At 44.3% G+C, this 22,727-nt stretch carries 21 protein-coding genes, 1 tRNA gene and 3 pseudogenes; 10 read left to right on the top strand and 15 right to left on the bottom strand.

What is annotated here, in order from left to right; genetic code table 11:
* Window positions 1-179: 179 nt before the first annotated feature.
* The 4 genes from OGW16_RS10865 (at window position 180) to OGW16_RS10850 (ending at window position 4,431) form a co-directional block, all read left to right on the top strand.
* A complete protein-coding gene (locus tag OGW16_RS10865; RefSeq protein ID WP_075144909.1) occupies window positions 180-1,808 on the top strand; it encodes an ABC transporter substrate-binding protein in 1,629 nt (542 codons plus the stop codon).
* A 143-nt stretch (window positions 1,809-1,951) separates the two neighbouring features.
* Window positions 1,952-2,039, top strand: a tRNA-Ser gene (locus tag OGW16_RS10860).
* Between the two features lie 431 nt (window positions 2,040-2,470).
* The gene (locus tag OGW16_RS10855) at window positions 2,471-3,385 is read left to right on the top strand and encodes an HNH endonuclease (RefSeq protein ID WP_286518420.1); all 915 of its coding nucleotides are present in this window, start codon (window positions 2,471-2,473) and stop codon (window positions 3,383-3,385) included.
* Window positions 3,386-3,561: 176 nt separating this feature from the next.
* Entirely contained in the window at window positions 3,562-4,431 is an 870-nt protein-coding gene (locus OGW16_RS10850; RefSeq protein WP_286518419.1) for a hypothetical protein, read from the top strand.
* Window positions 4,432-4,584: 153 nt separating this feature from the next.
* Here OGW16_RS10850 and OGW16_RS10845 read toward each other — a convergent pair whose 3' ends face one another.
* The 7 genes from OGW16_RS10845 to OGW16_RS10815 all read right to left on the bottom strand — a co-directional run bounded on the left by OGW16_RS10845 (window position 4,585) and on the right by OGW16_RS10815 (window position 8,216).
* Window positions 4,585-6,048: a relaxase/mobilization nuclease domain-containing protein gene (locus OGW16_RS10845; protein ID WP_286518418.1), complete on the bottom strand. Its 1,464-nt coding sequence runs from the start codon at window positions 6,046-6,048 to the stop codon at window positions 4,585-4,587.
* The gene (locus tag OGW16_RS10840) at window positions 6,020-6,418 is read right to left on the bottom strand and encodes a plasmid mobilization protein (RefSeq protein ID WP_286518416.1); all 399 of its coding nucleotides are present in this window, start codon (window positions 6,416-6,418) and stop codon (window positions 6,020-6,022) included. Before OGW16_RS10840 ends, OGW16_RS10845 begins: the two co-directional genes overlap by 29 nt.
* Window positions 6,412-6,660: a hypothetical protein gene (locus OGW16_RS10835; protein ID WP_286518415.1), complete on the bottom strand. Its 249-nt coding sequence runs from the start codon at window positions 6,658-6,660 to the stop codon at window positions 6,412-6,414. The genes OGW16_RS10840 and OGW16_RS10835 overlap by 7 nt, the downstream gene beginning before the upstream one ends.
* Window positions 6,657-6,830 (bottom strand): hypothetical protein, encoded by a 174-nt coding sequence (locus tag OGW16_RS10830; protein ID WP_165755345.1) that lies wholly within the window; start codon window positions 6,828-6,830, stop codon window positions 6,657-6,659. Before OGW16_RS10830 ends, OGW16_RS10835 begins: the two co-directional genes overlap by 4 nt.
* Window positions 6,831-6,842: 12 nt before the next feature.
* Window positions 6,843-7,145 (bottom strand): hypothetical protein, encoded by a 303-nt coding sequence (locus OGW16_RS10825; protein ID WP_286518413.1) that lies wholly within the window; start codon window positions 7,143-7,145, stop codon window positions 6,843-6,845.
* 487 nt (window positions 7,146-7,632) lie between these two features.
* Window positions 7,633-7,908, bottom strand: a complete 276-nt coding sequence (locus tag OGW16_RS10820) for a hypothetical protein (RefSeq protein ID WP_286518412.1) — start codon at window positions 7,906-7,908, stop codon at window positions 7,633-7,635.
* Between the two features lie 11 nt (window positions 7,909-7,919).
* Window positions 7,920-8,216 (bottom strand): hypothetical protein, encoded by a 297-nt coding sequence (locus OGW16_RS10815; RefSeq protein WP_286518411.1) that lies wholly within the window; start codon window positions 8,214-8,216, stop codon window positions 7,920-7,922.
* Between the two features lie 608 nt (window positions 8,217-8,824).
* On the opposite strand from OGW16_RS10815, the gene OGW16_RS10810 reads away from it, so the two are divergent.
* Entirely contained in the window at window positions 8,825-9,694 is an 870-nt protein-coding gene (locus OGW16_RS10810; protein WP_286518410.1) for a replication initiation protein, read from the top strand.
* On the top strand, window positions 9,691-9,945 hold the full coding sequence (locus OGW16_RS10805) for a plasmid replication protein (RefSeq protein ID WP_102752319.1): 255 nt from the start codon (window positions 9,691-9,693) through the stop codon (window positions 9,943-9,945). Before OGW16_RS10810 ends, OGW16_RS10805 begins: the two co-directional genes overlap by 4 nt.
* 13 nt (window positions 9,946-9,958) lie before the next feature.
* On the opposite strand, the gene OGW16_RS10800 is transcribed toward OGW16_RS10805, so the two are convergent.
* The 5 genes and pseudogenes from OGW16_RS10800 to ybtA form a co-directional block, all read right to left on the bottom strand.
* Window positions 9,959-10,162, bottom strand: a complete 204-nt coding sequence (locus OGW16_RS10800) for a helix-turn-helix transcriptional regulator (RefSeq protein WP_102752318.1) — start codon at window positions 10,160-10,162, stop codon at window positions 9,959-9,961.
* Window positions 10,163-10,291: 129 nt separating this feature from the next.
* Window positions 10,292-11,518 carry a tyrosine-type recombinase/integrase gene (locus tag OGW16_RS10795; protein WP_286518409.1) on the bottom strand — a complete coding sequence of 409 codons (1,227 nt, stop codon included), beginning with the start codon at window positions 11,516-11,518 and terminating at the stop codon, window positions 10,292-10,294.
* 264 nt (window positions 11,519-11,782) lie between these two features.
* Window positions 11,783-12,057 (bottom strand): annotated as a pseudogene (locus OGW16_RS10790) (DUF4942 domain-containing protein); the annotation flags it as partial.
* A 101-nt stretch (window positions 12,058-12,158) separates the two neighbouring features.
* On the bottom strand, window positions 12,159-14,180 hold the full coding sequence (fyuA, locus tag OGW16_RS10785; RefSeq protein ID WP_286518407.1) for a siderophore yersiniabactin receptor FyuA: 2,022 nt from the start codon (window positions 14,178-14,180) through the stop codon (window positions 12,159-12,161).
* A gap of 201 nt (window positions 14,181-14,381) precedes the next feature.
* Entirely contained in the window at window positions 14,382-15,341 is a 960-nt protein-coding gene (gene ybtA, locus OGW16_RS10780; protein ID WP_043015810.1) for a yersiniabactin transcriptional regulator YbtA, read from the bottom strand.
* Window positions 15,342-15,597: 256 nt separating this feature from the next.
* Here ybtA and ybtP point away from each other — a divergent pair, with 256 nt between their 5' ends.
* From ybtP to OGW16_RS10760, 4 genes and pseudogenes are all read left to right on the top strand, one after another.
* Window positions 15,598-17,310, top strand: a complete 1,713-nt coding sequence (ybtP, locus tag OGW16_RS10775; protein ID WP_286518570.1) for a yersiniabactin ABC transporter ATP-binding/permease protein YbtP — start codon at window positions 15,598-15,600, stop codon at window positions 17,308-17,310.
* Entirely contained in the window at window positions 17,297-19,099 is a 1,803-nt protein-coding gene (gene ybtQ, locus OGW16_RS10770) for a yersiniabactin ABC transporter ATP-binding/permease protein YbtQ (protein WP_286518406.1), read from the top strand. Before ybtP ends, ybtQ begins: the two co-directional genes overlap by 14 nt.
* Complete coding sequence (ybtX, locus tag OGW16_RS10765; RefSeq protein WP_286518405.1) at window positions 19,092-20,372, top strand: yersiniabactin-associated zinc MFS transporter YbtX; 1,281 nt, start codon at window positions 19,092-19,094, stop codon at window positions 20,370-20,372. The genes ybtQ and ybtX overlap by 8 nt, the downstream gene beginning before the upstream one ends.
* Before the next feature lie 33 nt (window positions 20,373-20,405).
* Window positions 20,406-20,586, top strand: a pseudogene (locus tag OGW16_RS10760) (salicylate synthetase); the annotation flags it as partial.
* Here OGW16_RS10760 and OGW16_RS10755 read toward each other — a convergent pair.
* The 3 genes and pseudogenes from OGW16_RS10755 to OGW16_RS26365 all read right to left on the bottom strand — a co-directional run.
* Window positions 20,581-20,754, bottom strand: a pseudogene (locus OGW16_RS10755) (IS66 family transposase); the annotation flags it as partial. The pseudogenes OGW16_RS10760 and OGW16_RS10755 overlap by 6 nt on opposite strands.
* A 48-nt stretch (window positions 20,755-20,802) precedes the next feature.
* Window positions 20,803-21,735, bottom strand: coding sequence for a VirK/YbjX family protein (locus tag OGW16_RS10750; protein WP_043015814.1), 933 nt, complete (start codon window positions 21,733-21,735; stop codon window positions 20,803-20,805).
* 706 nt (window positions 21,736-22,441) lie between these two features.
* Window positions 22,442-22,684 (bottom strand): DUF2442 domain-containing protein, encoded by a 243-nt coding sequence (locus OGW16_RS26365; RefSeq protein WP_043015815.1) that lies wholly within the window; start codon window positions 22,682-22,684, stop codon window positions 22,442-22,444.
* Between the last annotated feature and the right edge of the window lie 43 nt (window positions 22,685-22,727).

Genomic DNA, 22,727 nt, shown 5'->3' with positions numbered 1-22,727 from the left:
TAACCCGCCGGGCTTAAGCATATTATTTCAACAAAAGCTCCCGAATCAGATGTTAGCACTGTATGTGCAAAAATGTCAGATCCACATCTGCCAGGTAACTGAAAAATATTGCGTTATTCCCGAATCTCTCTGACAGTGACAACGGTGTCTACATAAAACAGAGCAATAAGGTAAAGGGAATGATTCAACATAAATCGAAGATATTGACGTTTACGCTGTTAGCTGTCTGTTTGATGTCTATTAACGGCGCGGCGAGAGCGGCTAATGTTCCCGCAGGAACACTACTTGCAGAAAAACAGGAACTGGTCAGAAATAACGGCAGCGAGCCAGCGTCGCTGGATCCGCATAAAGTTGAAAGCAACGTTGAGTTTAATTTAATCAGCGATATGTTCGACGGACTGGTGGCAGTTAAGCCCGATGGGTCTATTGAACCCCGTCTTGCCGCGTCCTGGGAGAACAAAGACAATACCGTCTGGACCTTTCATTTGCGCCCGGGCATAACCTGGTCAGATGGTTCTGCTATTACCGCGCAGGATGTTGTCTGGAGCTGGCAGCGCCTGGTCTCGCCGCAAACGGCTTCACCTTATTCTTCGTATTTGGGCAATATGCATGTTGCAAACGCCCTCGATATTGCTCAAGGGAAAAAAGATCCCGCCACGCTGGGGGTAAAAGCCCTCGATGACAACACGCTGGAGATTATCCTGACGCAGCCGACGGCGGCGTTTCTGGCGATGCTGGCGCACCCGTCGCTGGTCCCGCTGGATAAAGTGCTAATAGGCCGCTTTAGCGATAAGTGGACCCGACCAGAACATTTTGTCAGTAGCGGACCGTACAAATTATCGCAGTGGGTGGTCAATGAGCGCATTGTTGCCGAGCGTAACCCACATTATTGGGACGATCGGCACACGATTATTAATAAGGTCACCTATTTGCCCATCAGTTCCGAGTCCGCTGACGTTAACCGCTATAAGGCTGGTGAAATCGACATTGTGTATAGCGTACCGGTCAATCAGTTCGCGCAGTTGAAGAAGACGATGGGCGATGAACTCCATGTTTCACCTCAGCTTTCGACTTATTACTATCAGTTCAATACGACCCGAGCGCCGTTTAATGACCCGCGCGTGCGCCGGGCGCTAAATATGGCGTTAGATAAAGACATCATTGCGCAAAAGGTGATGGGGCAGGGGCAACGCGCGGCGTGGGTTATCAGCCAGCCGGAAATAGGGGGAGTTCAACTGCATGCGCCGGAATATGCGTCGTGGCCGCTCGAAAAACGTATTGCCGAAGCGAAGAAACTGCTGGCTGAAGCCGGTTTTGGCCCTGAACATCCGCTTAACGTAAATCTGCTCTACAACACCTTCGAAACGCACCAGCGTATTGCCATTGCCGCATCGTCAATGTGGAAGAAAAATCTTGGCGTAGAGGCGAAACTGCAAAATCAGGAATGGAAAACCATGCTGGATACTATGCATACCGGTAATTTTGACGTCGTGCGCTATGCGTGGATAGCCGATTATGATGATGCCTCAAGCTTCCTCAATATTTTCCGTACCGGTGATAGTGAAAATACAACGAAGTACAGTAATCCCGCCTTTGACGAAGCGATGCGAAATGCAGCGAAAGCAACTTCGCTCCAGGAGCGAGGCAAATACTACCAGCAGGCTGAAGACCTTTTAGGCGAGGATGTGCCAGCGATTCCTGTTTACCACTATGTCCGTACGCATCTCGTGAAGCCGTGGGTGGGGGGATTTGCGCCGGATAACCGGGGAAACTACTACACCAAAGATATGTTCATCAAAAAACATTGAGTGCTGCAGTCCTGCATTTGTGCTGAATAAACGGTCAATTTGTTGTTATTTCAGTCGATTAATAACATTTTGGCTGTTTTTCAGGCAAACGAACACATTGGTGCTTTACAGGTCCGTTCGGGATGTTTATAGTGCGCCTCATTGGAAGCGTGGCCGAGCGGTTGAAGGCACCGGTCTTGAAAACCGGCGACCCGAAAGGGTTCTAGAGTTCGAATCTCTACGCTTCCGCCAAATTTGTAATAAAATCAATAACTTGAAGCATGGTTTTGATTTTATGGTGCATCAGATGGTGCAAAAAAAGCCCGTGTAAACGGGCTTTTTTTGCATCTGAACTTCTTCATTTTGCTACCTTTCCCACTGAGAAGATTGTTTTTAGCGAGATCTGAATCTTCTGCTCTTCTTGATCTGCTTCTGAAACTCTAATCCGGTTCTGATCCGATAATAGGAAGGATACCCTAATAATAAATGGAAATTACCCATCTTGTCTTTGGTAATACTCACGAAGATTATCTGTCTTTTTACTCACAATCTGCAAATTATCATCGCCTTAGGCTGACCAATTCAAACTACGTATATCAATAACAGCAGTTGACAATGGTGTTCAGAGGGTTTCTTATTGTTAGGATATTTACAAAACTATTATTGCAATAAAGGATGCAGATATGGCAATAAACCAGAAAGATATCAAACTGTTATGGGGCCGCTCTGGCAACCGCTGCGCTGTTTGCCAGATCGAGTTGACACAGGATAAGAATGCTTCAACGGCTTCATTCACTCTTGGAGAGCAGGCACATATTGTTGGGGAGAAAGGAACTGCAGCAAGAGGTAAGTCACTTCTAAGCTTGGAAGACAGGAATAGCTACCATAATCTCATTTTACTTTGTCCAAATCATCATACAGAAATAGATAGCAATGAAGATGATTGGCCAATTGAAAAATTACATAAAGTTAAATCAGCACACGAATTATGGGTGTCAGAAACCCTCAGCAGCGTTAAAGATATATTTGAAATAGCAAAACAAGTTTCAGTTACAACGATCATCGATGCTGCAGTTAATGATTGTCGCTTAGAAAATTGGCAGAATTGGACTAGCTTTGCTTTATCACCAGATCCAACATGGCCGAGTGATTTACCTGATAAAATATTCGAATTTAGACAAAAGGTTATTGCTACAATATGGCCTGATGAATTTCAAGAACTAAAACGAGCGACGGAAACATTTTCTATTACTCTAAATATAGCCGCTCAAACGTTTATGGAACATGCAGAACTTCATGGAGATATTTATTACCCGCACAAATTTTATAAAACTGGGGGTTGGAATGAAAACTATGATAAAGACGCTGACAAGTATATAGAATGGATCAAGTTTTGCCATAGGATGCTACGAGAAGCTACAAAATCAGCAAATTGGTTTGCAGATATTGTCCGCAGAGATATAAACCCTATGTTTTTTGCTGAGAAAGGCAGGTTCCTTACAATGGAAGGGGATGTATTAGGTTTTGAAACTAAGTTACACACTTACACAGCTGAACAGCGCGATTCATTACCAGAATCATTAAATCTTGAATACTAAATGAATCTATTTAAGAGGTTGGGATATGTTTAATTTCACAGAAAGCAATGTGCGAAAAGTGACATCTATAATAAGTATTTAATTGTAAAATATTGATCATTATGGCATTGATACAACTTTAGTGAAGCATATTCTAGTTTATTTTCGTAGCATTATTTTTGAATAAGGTTATTTAAATGGATTTTTTAAAAATCAGTAATAATAAAGACACTGTTAATGATCTCAATTTATTAATAAATAAGGACTTCGATGAAAATTCAATGCTAAGAATAATGGAGTTATACAAGTTAAGAGATACGGTAATGGGCTATCTTGAGGAGCAGGAAAACTTAACCCCTCGACCACTGGATGGATTAATTTATCGGCAGCACTCCATATATTCCTCTTTATTACATAGCATTGATTTATTGATATATAACTTTATGAATGACGAGTCTCTAGTTGTTCTAAATGGCAGGGATCCCATTAGACTCACTATGAGTGTATGTGTCAAGGGATTGATAGAAGAAAAATATAATTTTCCTCGAAAGGATAATGCAATAAAAGAAATCCAAGATTTATATGTCAATAGAAATGATGAAATCATTGGAAGTATGATTTTAGACTTTTCAGTTGCTATTTTTTCTGCTCTTGAAATGTTCCTCTCTGATGTTTATTATCTTAAGGAAAAAAAAGAAAAAATAGCTAAAAAAACAAAGCATTATCGAGGTAATATACCTGCTAAAGAAAAGATAAATGCAGTATTAAATCTTTGTATTAATGCTAAAAGCCCAATAACAAAGCAGGATAAAATTAAGTATATCGAATGCATTGATGTCCTCAGGGAAATAAGAAACACTATTCACACATTAGGGTTCTATACAAAAGATAAAGATATAACTTATACAATAGATGGCGTTAGCGTATTTTTAAAAAAGTCTATCCCGGTCACGACAGATGATCACCGGTTTCACTTTTTGATGTGCAAGAAAGTTGTGGATATATATAGAAAAATTTGTGAAACATTGAATGCTGAACAAATAAGATATATAGAAATAAGTATGTAATTATATTGTTAGTTGGTTAGTTTTGAGTATCAAATAACTGCAGATATAAATAATATTTGCAGTTTCACTGATCTATATTGAAAATATTAAGAGTAAATATAAAACCCCGCATTGTTGATAGATATATCTTCAGATATAACCAATCTGACCCTATTATGGTCTATAATATCTTATTTTTAAGTTTTTATCCATTTGTGAGGTTTTTTGCTCTGTAGTTCTACTATTAATATATTCATTTAATCTGATTTTAAATCTACTCTCATAACCAATCATATATGATGGTTTAGTCTTTATTTTTTCATTTATGATTTTTTCTTTGTTATTCGGGTGAATAACGGTTTTTTTAATACCTAACTTTACTCTTACCTCTTCGATCTTAGTTGCTCTACTATTGAAACTGCTACGGCCTTTGAGTCTAAATTGATGGGTTGCTGCGTTGGCTGTTTCTGCGTGATCAAGTATCCTACCAATAGAACCGCCGCTAAATTTATCCCACCCATGATTAAAGCTACTTTTATTATAAGTCTTGATTGATTCTTTATTGTATTGTTTTTTAACTCTGTTGAGTATTTGTGTAGCTTTTTGTGTTGTTCTTCTAACTTTAGAGCTTGCTGATCTATTATATTTTTCGCTGAGTTTAAAGCTGTTATTGTTGTTTCTAATGAGTTGTTCACTCTTGTTAGTGTCTGTTGCGTCTGGTTTAATGCTGTACTGACCGACTCTGATAATATCATCATCGATTCCGTCAGAGGTTCTAATGTCATTGATATTTGGTTCAATAGGTGATCGTCCAATACTATTTGGTTCATCATCTTTTCTTGCTGAGAATCTCCTAACGAGTTCATCATCTCTATTTTTGTCATATTTCACCTTCTCTTTGATAGTGTTCCAACTGTATTTTTTACCCAACTGTGAGCCTTTAAATGCCACATCGTCCACACTGAAAGAACAGCCCGCCACGTTGCCAGTGCTGGCAACATTGAACCTTGGTTCAATGCCTACGGCCTGCAGACGTTCTACGAACGTCTCTAAGTCTGGTTTTCCTGTCATAGCCGCCTGTAAGGCGTTCTGTAGCACGATACGAGCTGGTTTTTCATCTGTACGAAGAGCTTGCTCGATCTCGTTCTTGGTTGGTGCTGATACGTCTGATTTTTGACCTTTAAGTCCCTGTGTAATGGTTAAGCCGTGCTTTACTTCTAAACGTTCACAAGCTGCTATTGTATTAAATGCTGAGTGCTGACCGTGCCATACAGAACCATCAAGGCCGACACGATTCGCTACTAAATGGATATGGTCTTTATCAGTATCTTTATGACGCACACAAATATATTGATGTTTGTCTATATCGATATTCATTTCTTTCAAATAGTCTTTTGCTATCTCTTGCCATTGTTCATCTGTGAGCTTCTCATCTTTTGGAAGAGATAAAAACGCATGAAAAGTTGGTTTATTTATATCAGGTCTAAAATTGCTTACAGCTTTGAACTCATCAGTTAAATCACTAACATTATTTTTATCTGCTGACATATTGCTACAAATGAAATCATGATCATCTTTTAATATATACTTAACTCTGTTTTTAAATGATTTACCTGACTTCGCTACGTATCCCTTCATAATTTAGATCCTTGTTTATTTCTATTATCCTTCTGCTAACTTGCTTTATATTAAAATTAAGCTTATCAACTTCATTTTTATCAAAGTATTCATTGCTATTTAGTTTTTTTGTTGCTTGATTTATATTGTTTCCTAACGATGAAAGTTGTATATAAGTTTTTTGATTAACTTCGGGCATTTTTCTTCTTACAACAGGTTCAGACTTTAATATTTCTCTTCGGATGTAATGGCCTCTTTCAAGGCCAGATGCTGAAACTAATGATTTTAGATATTCAAACTCTGCTTTGTTTACTCTGAACTGTATAGATATATCCCTTCGTTCCTCCGAGGTTAAATTTATACGACCTCTTTTTCTATCTGTATTTAACATATGTAATCCTTAATTGCTTTTATATAGTCTTCATCATTTTCCTTAATCAATGTTTTTAGAAGATCACCAGCTTTATTTTCTTGTATATACCTGTGAGCCACGAAATAGCATAGTCTTTGTTCATCAATATTAATTTCATTGAAAGATATATCTTTATCTTGTTCTATGTAATAAAAAAATCTTGCTAATAACTCAAATTTCATTTTTAAACTTATTTGTTTCTCTAAGTCATCATTATTCATATTCTATTAATCCTCTTATATTTAATCAGTGCTTTTTTATCTATCATTTTTCTAACATCTGATATTGATTGCTTTGCTTCGCTTGAAGAGTCTTTTTTACCCATACAACTACGGATCATGAAGCCGCCAAGCATTATACAAAGAAGCATCATTGCTATTGCTATAATCATCTATTAATTTCCTCAACTAAAGTGAATATAAAACTCATCTTCTTCTTTTGATTTCAAAACAACATTATTATAAAAATCTGTAATGTCATTGATACGTTCAGGATCTGGATAGTTCTTTATTTCCTCGCTATTTATTATTTTATTCAATGCGTTTTCCACTCCCTTTTTACTTATTGTTTTACCTTCATTGCTACCTGAAAAATGATTATTATACTCTTCACAATGAAAACTCTTATAAAAAACAGCGTCAGCATAACCAAAAAAGAAAGCTACTTTTTTATCTTTTTTTCTTTCAATACTAAAATCGTGCGACATATGTATAACTCCTAATATTATTTATAATATCCAAAGTAAATCTTTGGGGTTTGATTTACCGCCTCCCATTTGATAAGGGGAACAGGCGGAAGGGTAGATCTTTTTCAACCCTACGAGCAAAGCGAGATAGGGCAATCCGAAGGATTGGGTAAATAGCGGATACGCTATTACACCTTGCCTCAGTTTCCGAAAAACAAAAATAAAGCTGAACTCAATCTATATTTAGATAAATAACCGATCTAACATACTTGTCAATAGCGGCTACATAAATAAATACTCTACACAGAAAATAAAATGCAAATAAAATATTATGGTAGCTGTGCGTAAAAATTGGAGCGGAGGTCAAATCGTCAAGAAATAAATCGCGGGGTCCCGCTGAAGGTTTCTACATCAGTGGGTTCCGATTTATTTCTTGATGACGCAATGGAGAGAAAAACTTTAGATAGGTGATGGTTCACACTGTGAGCCATCACCTTAGAAGACAGCTTTACATTCTGCGTCTAAAAGAAATTCTGTCAGAAAAAGATATTTTACTGACAATAAAAGCTAAAATGCCAACTATCGGTAAACTTATAGTCCCTGCCGCTATTCCAGCAATCATAGTGATCAAAATGGACATTATAAAAGTGCCAAATATAACTAAAAATACACACCAACCCGGAGGGGCACCGTATAATACAGTTGCTTGACAGCCAGTGCATACGTGAACCCCTTTCTGGCTTTCTTTTAAACAGTAGGGGCATTGAATGGTATTGCTTTCCATTTCCTAATCCTCTAATCTTTCTTAAAAACTGCACCTTGGTAAACTACACCGCCTTTGACTTTTTCTATTTTAAAAGTCCAAGAACCGAGATCTTTATTTTGAGTTCTTGCGATATAAACAGGCTTTTGGCTTTCATCCCAGCTTTTAACAGTAAAAACGCCATTTCTGAACTTAATCACGTCTTTCTGAATATCAAGTCTGACGCCATACTGTTGATTGATATAGTTGCCATAGATGCCATCATCACCGCATCCTGTTAGCCCTGTTAGCAGGGCGGCAAGACCTGCCACTAACATAAATTTGCGCATACCTTTTCCTTCACAAATAGCACAGATCTACGATTGACCTGTAAACGCCTTAGAATTCAATTATTTTTATGTCTAGTCATATCGTTTGTACCGATCGAAAATCACATCATGATAGTTAATGGCTATCATAATAAAACAATCGATCGTTTAAACCAATTAAACAACGATCGATCCAATGGTGTTTGATTGATAAAACCTATCGATATTTATCTATCGATCTTTTATATCGATCTGTTCCTGTTAAGGATTTGGATCTCGAACGGACAACAGCGGGAAAATTTCTATGATGGGATATCTGGCACGCGGGATATTTTGATATTTTAGATCTAGTTATACTTTTTACTTTATCCGGCTTCGCCCTATATATTTTATAGTTCTAGATTTACTGTGTTTGTTATTAGTGCCATAGAATAAAAGGCACCCTGTTATTTATTTTAACCAATAATCTCATAATATCTGATATGGTTAAGAGTGCCACTTGACTAGAATATAATATCTGTTATTTATTATAAATGAATGTAAAATCAAAACAAAAAATAAAGCCCCTATTATTCACAGTCGACTAAAACGAAAATAAAAAGGAGCATTACTTATAAGGATTGTTTAATATGATATTGAATCAAAATATTTATAATATAGAAAAATACAAAAGTCAAATACAAGAATATGCTTTATGCTGTGATGATTTTAATGATGGTGTGTATCGAAACCCTAAAGAGAAGGCACTACTGAAGAAATATATTGGATTTAATAATCGTTCTTTCGTTAACGGTCTTGTATTCGATGTAGACCACGAATACGGAGCAATAGCGTGGGATTTAGTAGGTTTACCGAAGCCGAATATTATTATTCAAAATACAAATAATGGTCATGCACATCTTCTGTATGCGTTAAAAAGTCCTGTATTGAAAACTGATGCAGCGAAAATAAAACCGTTGAAATTTGCGGCGTATGTTCAGGCGGGACTAACTGAAAGATTAAAAGCAGATAAAGCATATGCTGATATATTGATGAGAAACCCACTAAATAAAAACGAATCAAGAACAATATGTAATGATATACCAGAATATGAGCTTAATTATTTATCTGATTTCGTCCGCGAAGATTTTTCAAACCAAAATAAAAAGCAGAATCGAAGTGATATATATGGATTGGGTCGCAACGTTAATTTATTTGAAGATTTAAGACAAATAGCATATAAAGATGTTTTGAGATATAAATCAAATAAATCATATAATGATTTTTTTAATGATATATTTTCAAAAGCTATTGTATTAAATAACGTTAACAATGCTACTGATCCACTTTCTCACAATGAAATAAAACAGATCTGTCAAAGTATATGTAAGTGGACTTGGATGAATTTTTCGAAAGAAAAATTTTCTGAGATACAATCTAATCGTGGAATGAAAAATAAAGGAAAGAAAAAAATCACAAATTTAAAAACAAAACTAGATAAGATATGGGAGATATTATGATTATTAACGGAAAAAAGATAAAAGCAAAAGATTTTGCAAAAATGGCTGGCGTGTCTCGTAAAACGATAGTGAAATATTATGCTATGTCTCGTGAACAGTATGAAAAAGAAGCGGCAGAAAAAAGACAGCTTGCTTTTGAATTGAGATCATCTGGTCTTAAGTGGCGTGAGGTAGCTGAAAAAATGGATACCACCATAGATAGTGCTATGGCTTATTATCGTAGATATTTAGCATTACAAGAAAAAATATAGGCCACTCTGTGGCTTATGCGGCTTTATTACGTGAATAATAAATCTTATCATTAATCCACTCGTCGATCTCACTTTCAATAAACGCAATAGCACGAGGGCCGAGTTGAATCTGAGTCGGAAACTCATGAACTTTAATAAGTTCATAGATCCAAGAGCGGCTATAGCCTGTACGGTTCATTACTTCTTTAAGTCTGATCAGTCGTGTTGTCTTATCCATATATGCTCCTTTTATTGTGTTGATGAGGCTATTATTCGAATATCGCTTATGACGATCAACATATTTTTGATAAAAAATCATTTATTTTTATGAAATATCAATCCATAAAAATAAATTAATTAAAATCAGTTAGTTATAAAGACAACAATAAGTTGACCAATCATTCATTAAATCAACCCGTTTAGGCCATAGCGTGCCACGTTGGTATGCTGCCTCTGCTTTATCAGCTAACTGATGGGCTAACGCATGTTCAATAACTTCACGTTGATGTGATGTTGCTTCACCTGCCCATTCCCTGAATGTAGATCTGAATCCGTGCTGAGTTAATCCAGCATGTCCCATTCGTTTCAGGACTGCTAATAATGACATGTCAGAGAGTATTTCGGCTCTTGGTGCTGGAAAGACATGATTATTGTCTTTGATATGTGGTAAAGCCTTTAGAAGGTCAATAGCAGCGTCAGATAGTGGGACACGATGTTCTTTATTGGCTTTCATGCGTTCAGCCGGAATAGTCCATGTTTTTGCTTTGAGATCTATTTCATTCCATTCAGCGCCACGGACTTCACCTGAACGGGAAACTGTTAGAATGGAAAACTCTAACGCACGAGCTGATATTCCTTTTTTCTTTCTCAATTCAGACATGAAAGAGCTTATTTCTTCATATGCTAAAGCTGCATGATGATTTTTATCTTGGACTTTACTTGGAAGAGGGAGAAGGGGTTTAAGTGAGCCTTTCCATGCTGCCGGATTATCACCTTCAAAAAATTCTTTTGCTTTAGCATAATCAATGATGGCTTCGATACGACCACGTAAACGGCTTGCTGTTTCATTCTTTGTTAACCAGATTGGTTCGAGTATCGTTAACAGATCAATTTTTGTGATAGCACTGACAGCTTTATCAGCAATGATAGGATAAGCATACGTTTCAAGAGTAGATCGCCACTGTGCTACATGCTTTTTGTTCTTTAGCTCATTGCTCTTGATTTCTATCACCGCTTCGGCGCATTCACTAAAGGTCTTTTGCTTACGTGCTTGAGCTTCCTGAGCAGCTTTACGAGCATGTTTTGCTTCCAATGGATCAATACCGCTTTTGATCTGCTTACGTATCTCACGAGCTTTATCACGAGCTTCTGCTAATGAAAGTTCCTGATAAGCACCCAGCCCCATATTCAAACGACGAGGAACTGTTTTACCTGCTTTGTTGATACGGGTTCCCATAGCAAGACGTAAACACCATACACGGGACTGTTTAACGATTCGTAAGTATAAGCCGTCTGCGCCCCCCACATAGTAGTCACCATCTGCTTTAAGTTTAGAAACAGCAAGCGCGGACAGTTCTTTAGCTTTCTTTGTCATAAATAAAATATCCAATGGTGCATTAAGTGGTGCATAAAATGACAGATTTCAATCAAATATACAAGACGTTACTGGACACTAAATAATGACAACATATTGTTTTATATTGGATAATTAAATCGATAATGGATTTTTGTGGACACTAACATGGCGGACTACGCTTCCGCCAAACATGAAACCCAAGTCGTTATGCGACTTGGGTTTTTTCTTTTTTATTGGTTTCCAGTATGCCATTGCCGTCTGGTTCGCACTGCCGATCACGACCCGCCATATACCGCGATCGAGGTTGCGGGTGATGACTTTCATAGCAGTTTCAGTTTTTTCCAGTAACCAGCCGCCGCAGCGAAAGTCCTGCTTCATAGCCCAGTCCAGAGCCGTTTTGCCACCGATACTTCGGTGATATCGTTAAGCTGGCGTATCTGTGTCTCAATCTGTGTCAGTGCAGCATTACGCCCTGTCACAATGGGCTCAACGCTGGTGGAGTAAATGACATCAGTATGATCGGTTAAGATTTCGGCGTCAGTAGGGGCTTGTTCAATATGGGGCAGCAGTACTGTAGAGTCGGTCGTATCTTCGTCGTTGTTGAATATACCAATTCAGTTGTAATAGGGATGCGGTTGCTGCATCCCTTTATAAACTATTAGAAGAAATCAATACGCGTATTGATTCCGATGGTGCGCCCCATATTGACCTGCGCGACGGCGCTGCTGCCGTTCATGTAACCATAGGTACGGTAACGACGGTCGAACAGATTATCGACATAGACGGAAATGTTCAGCCGTTCAGTCGCCTGCCAGCCCAGGCTGCTGTCCAGGGTGGCATAGGTGCCCTGCCGCAACTGGTTATCGCCATCGAAATAATGCGGCCCGACCAGATTAACCGCCAGTCGGGGCATCAGTGCGCCATAGCGCGTATCAATTACGCCGTTCACACTGCTACCTGCGCCATAACGTGGTACGAACGGTACCCGGTTGCCGTGATACAACTCACTGTCATTGGTGAATTCGGAACGGATCACGTTGCCATTGATATCCCACGACCAGCCTGGCGCAAACCGCCATTTCGCTTCAAGCTCAACGCCGGTAGCGTCGGCTTTCCCCGCATTGCTTAATGTCTGCATCCCAACCGGGCCAGAGTAGAGCTGCATGTCTTTGGTGTGGGTATAAAACGTCGCGGCTTGCAGCGTGACGTCTGCGGTTTCGTAGCGAGTGCCAAGTTCATAGTTGATGGATTTTTCTGCGACGAACGGTTTGGCATCAAGACCGGCAGTAGGCACGATGTTGTACCCGGAAGGTTTATATCCCTGGGCTACACGGGTATACACTCTCCAGTCGTCGGTCAGCATATAGCCTGCGGATAGCTGTCCGAGCACCTGATCGTCATTGCTCTTGCCCTGGTCGCCAAACGGGTTGCCGAGCATGCTGCCGTGATATTGTGTACTGGCCTTATCATGCGAGAAGCGCACGCCACCGCCGATATCAAATCGCTCGGTCAAATGCCAGGTCAGGTCACTGTATACGGCCAGGGTTTCAGCGGTGGTATAGCCGGTACTGCTTAAATAAGGCATTGTCGGCATATCGTAGGCTGAATTTAACTTCTCGCGGGTGTTCTGCCGGTACAGCCCAAACACCATATCAACGGTACGCGCATCGCCCAGGGTAGCGGCGCGTAGCTCCTGTACATCCTGATTCCAGCGCTGAGGCATATTGACGATTAACGAACCGGAAGGGAAGGTGCGCGAATAATGCTGCTGCTGCCAGGCGCTGATCAGATTGAAAACCCACTCATCGGTGGTGTATTTTCCACTCAGGGTCTGGCTGTCAGTGCAGCGCCGCATGTACGGGTCTGGTGAACCATCGCTAAGTGAGAGCTTACGGCCCTTAATATCATTCCATCCCACATAGGCGTCCTGGGTAGCGCGGGTACATTCGCGTGAGGTGGCAAAGCCCATTTCCCAGGGCTGGTCGTCTGGGGCGAGACGCAGTTTCACATTCCCTATGCTGGCGCGGGTGCCGCCTAAGTCATCGCTTCCCGTCGCGGGGTTAATCATGTCGCCGTCATCAACCTGGCGTAACAGGGTGACGCTGCCGTACAGCAGGCCATCCTGAATAGGGCCACTCAGATTGAACTTACTTCGATAACTGTCGCGGCTGCTGACGCCGCCTTCAATATAGCCGCGCGGCGTGCTGTCCGGCTGCTGGGTGACGATGTTGATGATTCCGCCCTGAGCGCTTTTGCCATATAACGTTCCCTGTGGGCCACGCAGCAACTCCACGCTTTGTACATCGGTAAGCGCCTGGATGGTGTTGGTGGAAAGCTGAGGAACGCCATCGACATACAGGGTGACGGCGGGGTTATAGAAGTCCTGCGCCGAAGAGATGCCGCGTAGCGAGATCGTCGAAAAAAGCATGTTGCCGCTGTTTTCTATATTAAGCCCAGGCAAAACTCTGGGGAGTTTGTCGCTGGCGGTAACGCCGGCGTCGCTTAACTGCGGCGCGCTGACAACGGTAGACGAGACATTGTTGGCTGATGCCGAGCGGGAAGATTGTTTACTGGCGGTAACCACCAGCGTGCTTTCGTCTTGCTGTGAAGTCTGGGCATTAGCAATGGCGGGGAGCAATAATCCCCCCAAGGCCAGAGGATAAAGCCGTGTCATTTTCATTGTTGTGAGTCCCTGTAAGACGGCGAAACGCCAAAAATACCGACAATAGTGAATTGAAAATGATAACTATTTCTAATAGAGGTGCTACCCGAAACGGGTTTATTTATGCCCGTTTCGGGTTGGTGACTGGTGGAAAGAGCAGAGGCCCGGATGGGGTATCCAGGCCTCCGTCAGGGAGCAATTTATGGGGCGTGACCCCGGTTAAATCAAGCGTTTAAAGGTCGAGGGGGTTACGCCAAACTGTTTCTGGAAGGCGGCAGAGAAATGGCTGGCGTTGGCATAGCCCAGATCGGCCGCCACCGTCATGACTGAGGTATTGCCGTTAGCCAGGCGTTTTCTGGCCTCCTGCATTCGTTCAGCCTGAAACAGGCCATAGACGCTATTGTTGAACAGAACGCGGAAGCCTCGCTTAATTTTGAGAACGCTCAGACCGGATTCTCTGGCCAGTTCCGCGACGCCCGGCGCTTGCGTTAGATCAGCCAGCAGCAGATCCTTCGCCCGCAGTAGTTTCTGGCGTTCCATCGGGTTGAAGTGGCAGGAGAGGCAACTGGCGTCTTCACGATGTTCATCCAGCACCAGACTGAGCATGACCAGACTTTGCCCCTGCAACCATAGCGTCGACGGCTTTTGTTCATGGCTGAAGCCGTCGTGCATGCGCATCAGCGCGTGACGCAAGGCCTGAGCCGTTAAGTGGGTTTCAGCATTACAACGCTGCTGCTGGCAACAGCAGTGGGAATCGATCTTATTCTTAATGGGCGCGCTAATATCCGGTACCCACTGCGCGAGAGTTTCTGGACTGAAGGAGAGGGTAATGCTCTCGAATCGGCCACAATAGGAGGCGCTGCCGCGGCAGTCTGGCGTATGGGTAATGTAATGGCGATTGCGCGTAAGCTCCCATTCGGTGCGGCGCCTGAGTCCCTGAATCGCAAATCGCGATGTGCCTTCCAGGATGCACGAGAAGTTAATCCTGCCCAGATCATCGTGTAGCTGCAACGTCTCAGGCCGCGCAAAATGGCCCCTCCAGAGCAAAATATCCATACCTTCCTGCAACGAATAGCGCAGCAGTTCACACTGAGCAGGAATATTGCCATCGTTTGCAGGTTTTCCGACCACCAACTGGTGAATAGAGATTTCAGATTGCGTTTGCGGTGACTCCGTCATGACCGGGTTATCTCCCTGTGGCTTAGACCAATGCGGGTAAAAAAAGAACTGAATGGGGTAGATGAGTTATTGATAATGGTTATTATTCACATTAATTATCAGAACGCCACCATGAATTGCCGTTTTTGGTGTCTGTAAAAATTCATCAGGAAATTCAGTTACTCCCATGTCATCTCAATCATCCAATACTGAATCACCGTCCCGATTTCCTCTCTGGCAGGTGATTACCCCGGTTCGCAGGAAGGTTATTTTAGCTATGGCGCTGGCAGGACTGGCGGCATTAACCAGCCTGGGGGCTCTTCTTTTTCTGGCGTGGAGTTTGCGCGATATTCGTGCGACGCCAGACGATCTTCCGGTCTGGACGCTGGGCGGCTTGATCGGCTGCGTGGTCTTAACTTTTGTTCTGCGCCTACTGGCGTTTAACACTTCTCATTATGCGGCTTTTCATCTGGAGAATATTCTGCGCAGCAGGCTAGCCCGTAAAGCATTGCAGCTTCCGCCTGGTGTGTTACAGCAAATGGGTAGCGGGGCAGTGGCGAAAGTGATGCTGGATGACGTGAAGTCGTTACATATCTTTGTCGCCGACAGTACGCCGCTCTATGCCCGCGCGATCATCATGCCGCTGGCGACAATCGTTATCTTGTTCTGGCTGGACTGGCGGCTTGCAATCGCGACGTTGGGGGTACTGGCATTTGGCTTAATTGTTCTCGTGCTGACCCGCCAGCGTTCGGAAGATATGGCTCAGCGTTATCATAAGGCGCGTGAGCAAGTCAGCGCGGCGGTTATTGAGTTCGTACAGGCCATGCCCGTAGTGAGAATGTTTGATAGCGGCAGCACCAGTTTTTTGCGTTATCAACGCGCTCTTGAAGAGTGGGCCGATGTGCTCAAAACCTGGTATCGCAAAGCCGGTTTTTCAGCGCGTTTCTCATTCTCAATTCTGAATCCTCTCCCGACCCTGTTTGTCCTGATTTGGTCGGGGTACGGCCTGTTGCATTATGGCAGTCTCGATTTTATCGCGTGGGTAGCCGTTTTACTGCTGGGCAGCGGAATGGCCGAAGCTGTGATGCCAATGATGATGCTCAATAATCTGGTCGCACAAACACGTTTAAGCATTCAACGTATTTATCAGGTTCTCGCGATGCCGGAGTTATCGCTGTCGCTGTTTGACCAGCAACCGAAAGAGGCGAGCATTACCTTCGATCAGGTGAGCTTTCATTATCCGCAAGCGCGTACTGGCGCCGCGTTGCAGAAGGTAAGCTTTCATGTGCCCGCCGGGAAAATTGTGGCGCTGGTTGGGCCAAGCGGTGCCGGAAAAAGCACAGTGGCGCGCTTGCTGCTGCGTTACGCCGATCCAGACAAAGGCCATATCCGTATTGGCGGTGTGGATCTGCGCGATATGCAGACGGACACCTTAATGAAGCAACTCTCGTTTGTGTTTCAGGACAACTTCCTTTTTGCCGACACGATAGCCAATAACATTCGTCTGGGTGCACCGGATACGCCGCTGGAGGCGGTAATCGCCGCGGCCAGAGTGGCGCAGGCCCATGATTTTATTAGCGCGCTGCCAGAAAGTTACAACACGCGAGTTGGGGAACGCGGCGTATTTCTCTCAGGTGGCCAGCGGCAGCGCATCACCATCGCCCGGGCGCTTTTACAAGATCGCCCCATTCTGGTACTCGATGAGGCGACGGCGTTTGCTGACCCGGAAAACGAGGCGGCGCTTATCAAGGCGCTCGCGGCAGCCATGCGCGGCAGGACGGTCATCATGGTCGCGCATCGACTCTCAATGGTGACTCAGGCCGATGTGATATTGCTGTTTTCCGACGGACAGCTCAGGGAAATGGGGAGCCATACGCAACTGTTGGCGCAGGGGGGGCTGTATCAACGGCTCTGGCAACACTATCAGCAGGCGCAGCATTGGCTGCCGGGTGGAACACAGGAAGAGGTGGCGGAAAATGAAAGACAATAATCCTGCGGATAACCTCGCCTGGCGCGTCATCTGGCGCCAGCTTATCTCCAGCGTTGGCAGCCAGGCCAGGATGCTGCGACGCTGTATGCTAGCCTTGTTGCTGGCGGCATTTATGCAGGGGATCTCCTTTGCCTGTCTTTATCCGATCATTGATGCGCTGTTACGGGGATACGCGCCGCAACTTCTCAACTGGGCTGTGGCCTTCAGCGTTGCTGCATTTGTGACGCTGGCGCTACGCTGGTATGGCCTGGGCTTTGAATACCGTGGTCATCTGGCGCAGGCCACCCATGAGTTACGCCTGCGAATAGGGGAGCAGTTACGTCGCGTGCCGCTGGAAAAGCTCCAGCGCGGCAGGGCGGGCGAAATGAACGCCTTACTGCTGGGCAGCGTGGATGAAAACCTCAATTATGTTATTGCGATAGCCAATATTTTGCTGCTCACCATCGTCACGCCGCTGACGGCGTCACTGGCGACTTTGTGGATAGACTGGCGGCTGGGGCTGGTGATGTTGCTAATTTTCCCTCTGCTGGTGCCGTTTTATTACTGGCGCCGCCCGGCGATGCGGCGACAAATGCAGACGCTGGGGGAAGCGCACCAGCAGCTGAGCGGAGATATCGTTGAGTTTGCTCAGGGGATGATGGTATTGCGTACCTGCGGCAGCGATGCTGAAAAAAGCCGGGCGCTGCTGGCGCATTTCAATGCGTTGGAAAACTTACAGACCCGCACCCATCGTCAGGGCGCAGGCGCGACGATGCTGATCGCCAGCGTCGTGGAGTTGGGCCTGCAGGTGGTGGTGTTATCCGGGATCGTCTGGGTGGGGACGGGTACTTTGAACCTCGCCTTTCTGATTGCCGCCGTCGCGATGATTATGCGCTTTTCAGAACCGATGGCGATGTTTATCAGCTACACCTCAGTTGTGGAACTGATCGCCAGCGCCCTGCAACGGATTGAGCAGTTTATGGCGGTAGCGCCGCTTCCCGTTGCAGAGCAAAGCGAGATGCCGGAACGTTACGATATCCGCTTTGACAACGTCAGCTATCGCTACGAAGAAGGCGACGGCCACGCGCTTAATCATGTTTCTTTGACGTTCCCGGCAGCCAGTATGAGCGCGCTGGTGGGTGCCTCCGGCGCAGGCAAAACCACAGTCACTAAACTGTTAATGCGCTATGCCGATCCACAGCAAGGGCAGATTTCAATTGGCGGCGTCGATATTCGTCGCCTGACTCCGGAACAGCTCAATAGTCTGATTTCTGTTGTTTTCCAGGATGTCTGGCTGTTCGATGACACACTGCTGGCGAATATCCGTATCGCGCGCCCGCAGGCGACGCAACAGGAGGTGGAAGAGGCCGCCCGCGCGGCACAGTGCCTTGAGTTTATTTCCCGTCTTCCGCAAGGCTGGCTGACACCAATGGGGGAGATGGGCGGTCAGCTTTCGGGCGGCGAACGCCAGCGAATTTCTATTGCCAGGGCGTTATTGAAAAACGCGCCGGTCGTCATTCTCGATGAACCGACCGCAGCGCTGGATATTGAAAGTGAGCTGGCGGTGCAAAAAGCGATCGATAATTTGGTTCACAACCGAACGGTGATTATCATTGCTCACCGTTTATCCACCATCGCCGGGGCCGGAAACATTCTGGTGATGAAAGAAGGGCAGGTGGTTGAGCAGGGTACCCATGCGCAATTGCTCTCTCAACATGGACGTTATCAGGCAATGTGGCAGGCGCAATTGGCCGCGCGCGCGTGGCGCGACGTAGGGGTTTCCGCGCCTGGAGTATGGGAACATGAGTGATGTTCAGTCGAATGTGAAACCACTGACGTTGACGGCCGGACGGGTGATTTTTGCTATTGCCGGCGTCTATGTGACACAAAGCCTGGTATCGGCGCTGTCTATGCAGTCATTACCCGCGCTGGTGCGAGCTGCAGGCGGTTCGCTGGCGCTGGCCGGTGCGACAACCCTGTTCATGCTGCCCTGGGCGCTGAAGTTTATTTGGGCGCCGTGGATCGAACGCTGGCGGCTTCCGCCCGGCAGCCAGGAACGCCGTTCCCGCATGTTAATTCTGCGTGGTCAGGTTGTGTTAGCGGCGATCCTGACGATTGCCGCAGCGATTGGCTGGTTCGGGCGAGAAGGGGGATTTCCCGATACGCAAATCGTCGCGTTATTTGTTCTGTTTATAGTGGCAGGCACGGTTGCCTCCACCATTGATATCGCCAGCGACGGCTTTTGCGTCGATCAACTTACCCGTGCGGGTTACGGCTGGGGAAACAGCGTGCAGGTTGGCGGTAGCTATCTGGGAATGATGTGCGGAGGCGGGGTGTTCCTGATGCTGTCGGCATCATCCGGCTGGCCTGTCGCCATGCTAATGATGGCGGTGTTGATTATGGCGCTGTCATTCCCGTTGTGGCGTATTAAAGAGCCGAAGCGAACAGCGACTATCCCGCATGTTCCGGCCTTAGGTTATGCGCTAAGCAGGGAACAGACGCGCCTGGGCTTACTGCTGGTATTAATGCTGAATTCAGGCATGCGATTTGTGCTGCCCCTTCTGGCTCCGCTGTTGTTGGATCATGGGTTAAGCATGTCAGCGTTGGGCGCGCTGTTCAGCGGCGGCAATATTGCAGCGGGAATAGCAGGAACGCTGGCCGGCGGATTACTGATGCAATACACCTCACCCGGCAGAGCGCTGTTGACGGCTTATGGCATCCAGGGGATCGCGCTGCTGGCGGTGGTGATGACGCTCCTGATAACGCCGGGTCATCTGCTGCTGTCGATTCTCCAGTGTCTGGTTATTGTCCAGTCCATTTCGCTGGCCTGCGCGCTGGTCTGTCTTTACGCCACGCTGATGTCGCTTTCATCGCCTTTGCAGGCCGGGGTCGACTTCACCCTCTTTCAATGTACTGACGCGGCAATCGCCATTCTGGCAGGCGTTATCGGCGGCGTTGTTGCTCAACATTTTGGCTATGTTGTCTGCTTCCTGTTTGCCGGGGGATTAACGTTGCTGGCGGCGTGGATTGCTTATATCCGGCTGCATTCGGCAAAAGAATTGATGACAAGCGCAATTGATTGATCCGGGAATAACACAGAGAGTTAAGGGTTAAAAATCAGTGAATTTTTACACCTGACGTTACCAGAGGAACAATGGCTGCCGACGAATTTCTGGTGTCTTACGCCAGTTTGCAGAAGAAGAGTGTTATGTCTATGAGAGTCAGCCTTGTGGGTATTTAGGCAAAGGCTGCCAGGCTCGGTTGCACATAAATGCCAACGGAACGCAGCTATTTTTCGGGTTCCACATTGTTCTGAGGGTAGGTGTCGACCGGCGAGGACAACCCCGCCGCGTTTCCACAACCACTGTCGGAATCCGGGAACAGCCAGTTTATTTAGCCCACAACCACGCACCTTAAAGCGTTTTCGGCGATGTTATTGATTTCCATCTAGCCAGTACTGCAGTATGCGTACATGACATTAATGTTGAAGATGATTAATCTGCCCGGATAGCTTTAGTCAGCGCTCTGGACTTTTGGCCTGCCTTGTAGGCGATCCCTAATTTCCTCATGAATATAATCCAGCAAAGCATATCTTTTCCTGTATTCTGAGCGTTTTTTACTGGGAAGCGCATTAAATGACTTACGCTCGACATTCACCGGTAACTGATACCAGTTACTATATGGACGGCCAGCAATCGATTCCCAAAAATCACTGTATGTGGCAACAAAGGACTTACGTTTCTTATACCGGTATCTCAGTTGCCTGAAAACATGACTTTGTTCGCTGACTGCTAAAACATCAGAAATATCACAGCAACTCATTAATGAGCACAGAGCCTCATAAACGATCCGCTTAGGAAATAGTCCATAGCAGGCCTTAGTTGCATCCCTAATAACATCAGGTCCAATATTTTTTGGAGCACCCTGTAAACCACCAATAAACGCACAATGCCCTTTTGGCGTTGGGATAATAGAGAATGACAAACGAGCGACCGGGATCGTGTTATAATAGAGCGACAACATCAGTTCTCCCTCGCGATCAAAACCGCCAGAAGAGCAATAAATATTAAGCTCCTCACCATTTTTTCCATTAAACTGAGTCAATAATACATCACTGTCCGGAAATAAAAATTCCTGATATTTTACTGGCAGACTCTGGATAAAACGGTAATGTCCAATGATATTTTTACGTCGAGTCTTGGTTAGTCCACCTTTATGTAAATAAGGGCGATGAATTTTGGCCGGCAACGTAGGTTGTATTTCCAGGATCTTATTCGCTTCACTAAGTGAACATAACTCATAAAAATAAAGAATACTGGAGGCAGGATTGATTATGCACCGTAAAAGATACATGAATCGAAATTTCTTGTTCTTCCATTTTCCATGCAGAGAACCACGAGCCAGTACGATGTTTGTCAGAAATTTTAAAAATGATACATTTTTCATAAATATCGCGTGTTAATCTGTTATTTAGTGTTAAAGTTTGTTCGCTGGTAAATCATAACCCTTGATTGGCACATTCAGAATGAATAATAGCTTCATTTCTGGGCGCAACACTTTTCCATTTGGACAGGAGAGAGTTATAAAACCCAAATCTCTGAAGGAAATGGACAGGCATTAACTAATTTTTAATTATACAGGGTGAAACCTATATATTTATTAAACAAAGTGCTTTTACAGGCATTGCGATATTCTATGAGATGATGGGTGTATTCTTAAGATAGAGATGGGGACATTAAACTTCAGTTTAAACAAGGTATTACAGCCTCTACCGTAAGCTGCTTAACAGAACCGTATAGATATTTATTTTTCAGTCAGATCAACTGCTTAATTGGGAGTGTTTGGCGATCCATGATGGAAAGTCGCTGAAAGGCGAGGATGTGGTCGGTGTGATGGAGCGGGGGCGGGTGCTGGGCAAGCGCCTGCCGGTATGTATTCATTCTCAAATGACATGGCTCCGGCTGAATTTATCCAAAGTCTCTGGAAAGACAAAGATCTCTGATTTAGCACTGCAATGATTTAGGTCAGGGTCAATTTGGCCAAGATCTCAAAAAATGCTTGGAACTAAAACGGGTCTATTAACAGAATCAACAAGTCAACTAAGATTAGCTTAACTGACTTGTTACTCGTCCCATCCTTTTTTAAAATGGTTCTAGCTATCCATACTCTCCGGATACGGATAGCCAGCACTATTTAAAATTTCGGTAAGAGTGAATGCTTCACCAATGTTAGGCCACTCAATACTGTTTTTTGTTATTCTATAGTTTTTTAAATCTTTTATATTTGCCTGCTTAAGCAATGGGAACCAAATGAAAGGGACCGATATAATGAGTCCATTTTGTAACTCAAGACAAATATGATGGGCGGAATACCGTATTTTTTTAACTTGTAACATAAGAGACCTTAAGGTAAGTTAATGTATGGAACACGCTTCATTG

The sequence above is a fragment of the Citrobacter sp. Ce104 genome, from assembly GCF_030334595.1.
Classification (GTDB): domain Bacteria; phylum Pseudomonadota; class Gammaproteobacteria; order Enterobacterales; family Enterobacteriaceae; genus Citrobacter; species Citrobacter europaeus.
This window is presented reverse-complemented; position numbering and strand designations above follow the sequence as displayed.

Excerpts from the sequence above, each read along its gene's own strand:
- OGW16_RS10810 (WP_286518410.1), top strand. The coding sequence starts at position 8,825 with ATGATATTGAATCAAAATATTTATAATATAGAAAAATACAAAAGTCAA.
- OGW16_RS10840 (WP_286518416.1), bottom strand. The coding sequence starts at position 6,418 with ATGTTAAATACAGATAGAAAAAGAGGTCGTATAAATTTAACCTCGGAG.
- OGW16_RS10825 (WP_286518413.1), bottom strand. The coding sequence starts at position 7,145 with ATGTCGCACGATTTTAGTATTGAAAGAAAAAAAGATAAAAAAGTAGCT.
- OGW16_RS10800 (WP_102752318.1), bottom strand. The coding sequence starts at position 10,162 with ATGGATAAGACAACACGACTGATCAGACTTAAAGAAGTAATGAACCGT.
- OGW16_RS10865 (WP_075144909.1), top strand. The coding sequence starts at position 180 with ATGATTCAACATAAATCGAAGATATTGACGTTTACGCTGTTAGCTGTC.
- ybtA (WP_043015810.1), bottom strand. The coding sequence starts at position 15,341 with ATGACGGAGTCACCGCAAACGCAATCTGAAATCTCTATTCACCAGTTG.
- OGW16_RS10850 (WP_286518419.1), top strand. The coding sequence starts at position 3,562 with ATGGATTTTTTAAAAATCAGTAATAATAAAGACACTGTTAATGATCTC.
- ybtQ (WP_286518406.1), top strand. The coding sequence starts at position 17,297 with ATGAAAGACAATAATCCTGCGGATAACCTCGCCTGGCGCGTCATCTGG.
- OGW16_RS10815 (WP_286518411.1), bottom strand. The coding sequence starts at position 8,216 with ATGCGCAAATTTATGTTAGTGGCAGGTCTTGCCGCCCTGCTAACAGGG.
- OGW16_RS10845 (WP_286518418.1), bottom strand. The coding sequence starts at position 6,048 with ATGAAGGGATACGTAGCGAAGTCAGGTAAATCATTTAAAAACAGAGTT.
- OGW16_RS10805 (WP_102752319.1), top strand. The coding sequence starts at position 9,691 with ATGATTATTAACGGAAAAAAGATAAAAGCAAAAGATTTTGCAAAAATG.
- OGW16_RS10820 (WP_286518412.1), bottom strand. The coding sequence starts at position 7,908 with ATGGAAAGCAATACCATTCAATGCCCCTACTGTTTAAAAGAAAGCCAG.
- ybtP (WP_286518570.1), top strand. The coding sequence starts at position 15,598 with ATGGCGCTGGCAGGACTGGCGGCATTAACCAGCCTGGGGGCTCTTCTT.
- fyuA (WP_286518407.1), bottom strand. The coding sequence starts at position 14,180 with ATGAAAATGACACGGCTTTATCCTCTGGCCTTGGGGGGATTATTGCTC.
- OGW16_RS10830 (WP_165755345.1), bottom strand. The coding sequence starts at position 6,830 with ATGATTATAGCAATAGCAATGATGCTTCTTTGTATAATGCTTGGCGGC.
- OGW16_RS26365 (WP_043015815.1), bottom strand. The coding sequence starts at position 22,684 with ATGTTACAAGTTAAAAAAATACGGTATTCCGCCCATCATATTTGTCTT.
- OGW16_RS10855 (WP_286518420.1), top strand. The coding sequence starts at position 2,471 with ATGGCAATAAACCAGAAAGATATCAAACTGTTATGGGGCCGCTCTGGC.
- ybtX (WP_286518405.1), top strand. The coding sequence starts at position 19,092 with ATGAGTGATGTTCAGTCGAATGTGAAACCACTGACGTTGACGGCCGGA.
- OGW16_RS10835 (WP_286518415.1), bottom strand. The coding sequence starts at position 6,660 with ATGAATAATGATGACTTAGAGAAACAAATAAGTTTAAAAATGAAATTT.
- OGW16_RS10750 (WP_043015814.1), bottom strand. The coding sequence starts at position 21,735 with ATGAAAAATGTATCATTTTTAAAATTTCTGACAAACATCGTACTGGCT.
- OGW16_RS10795 (WP_286518409.1), bottom strand. The coding sequence starts at position 11,518 with ATGACAAAGAAAGCTAAAGAACTGTCCGCGCTTGCTGTTTCTAAACTT.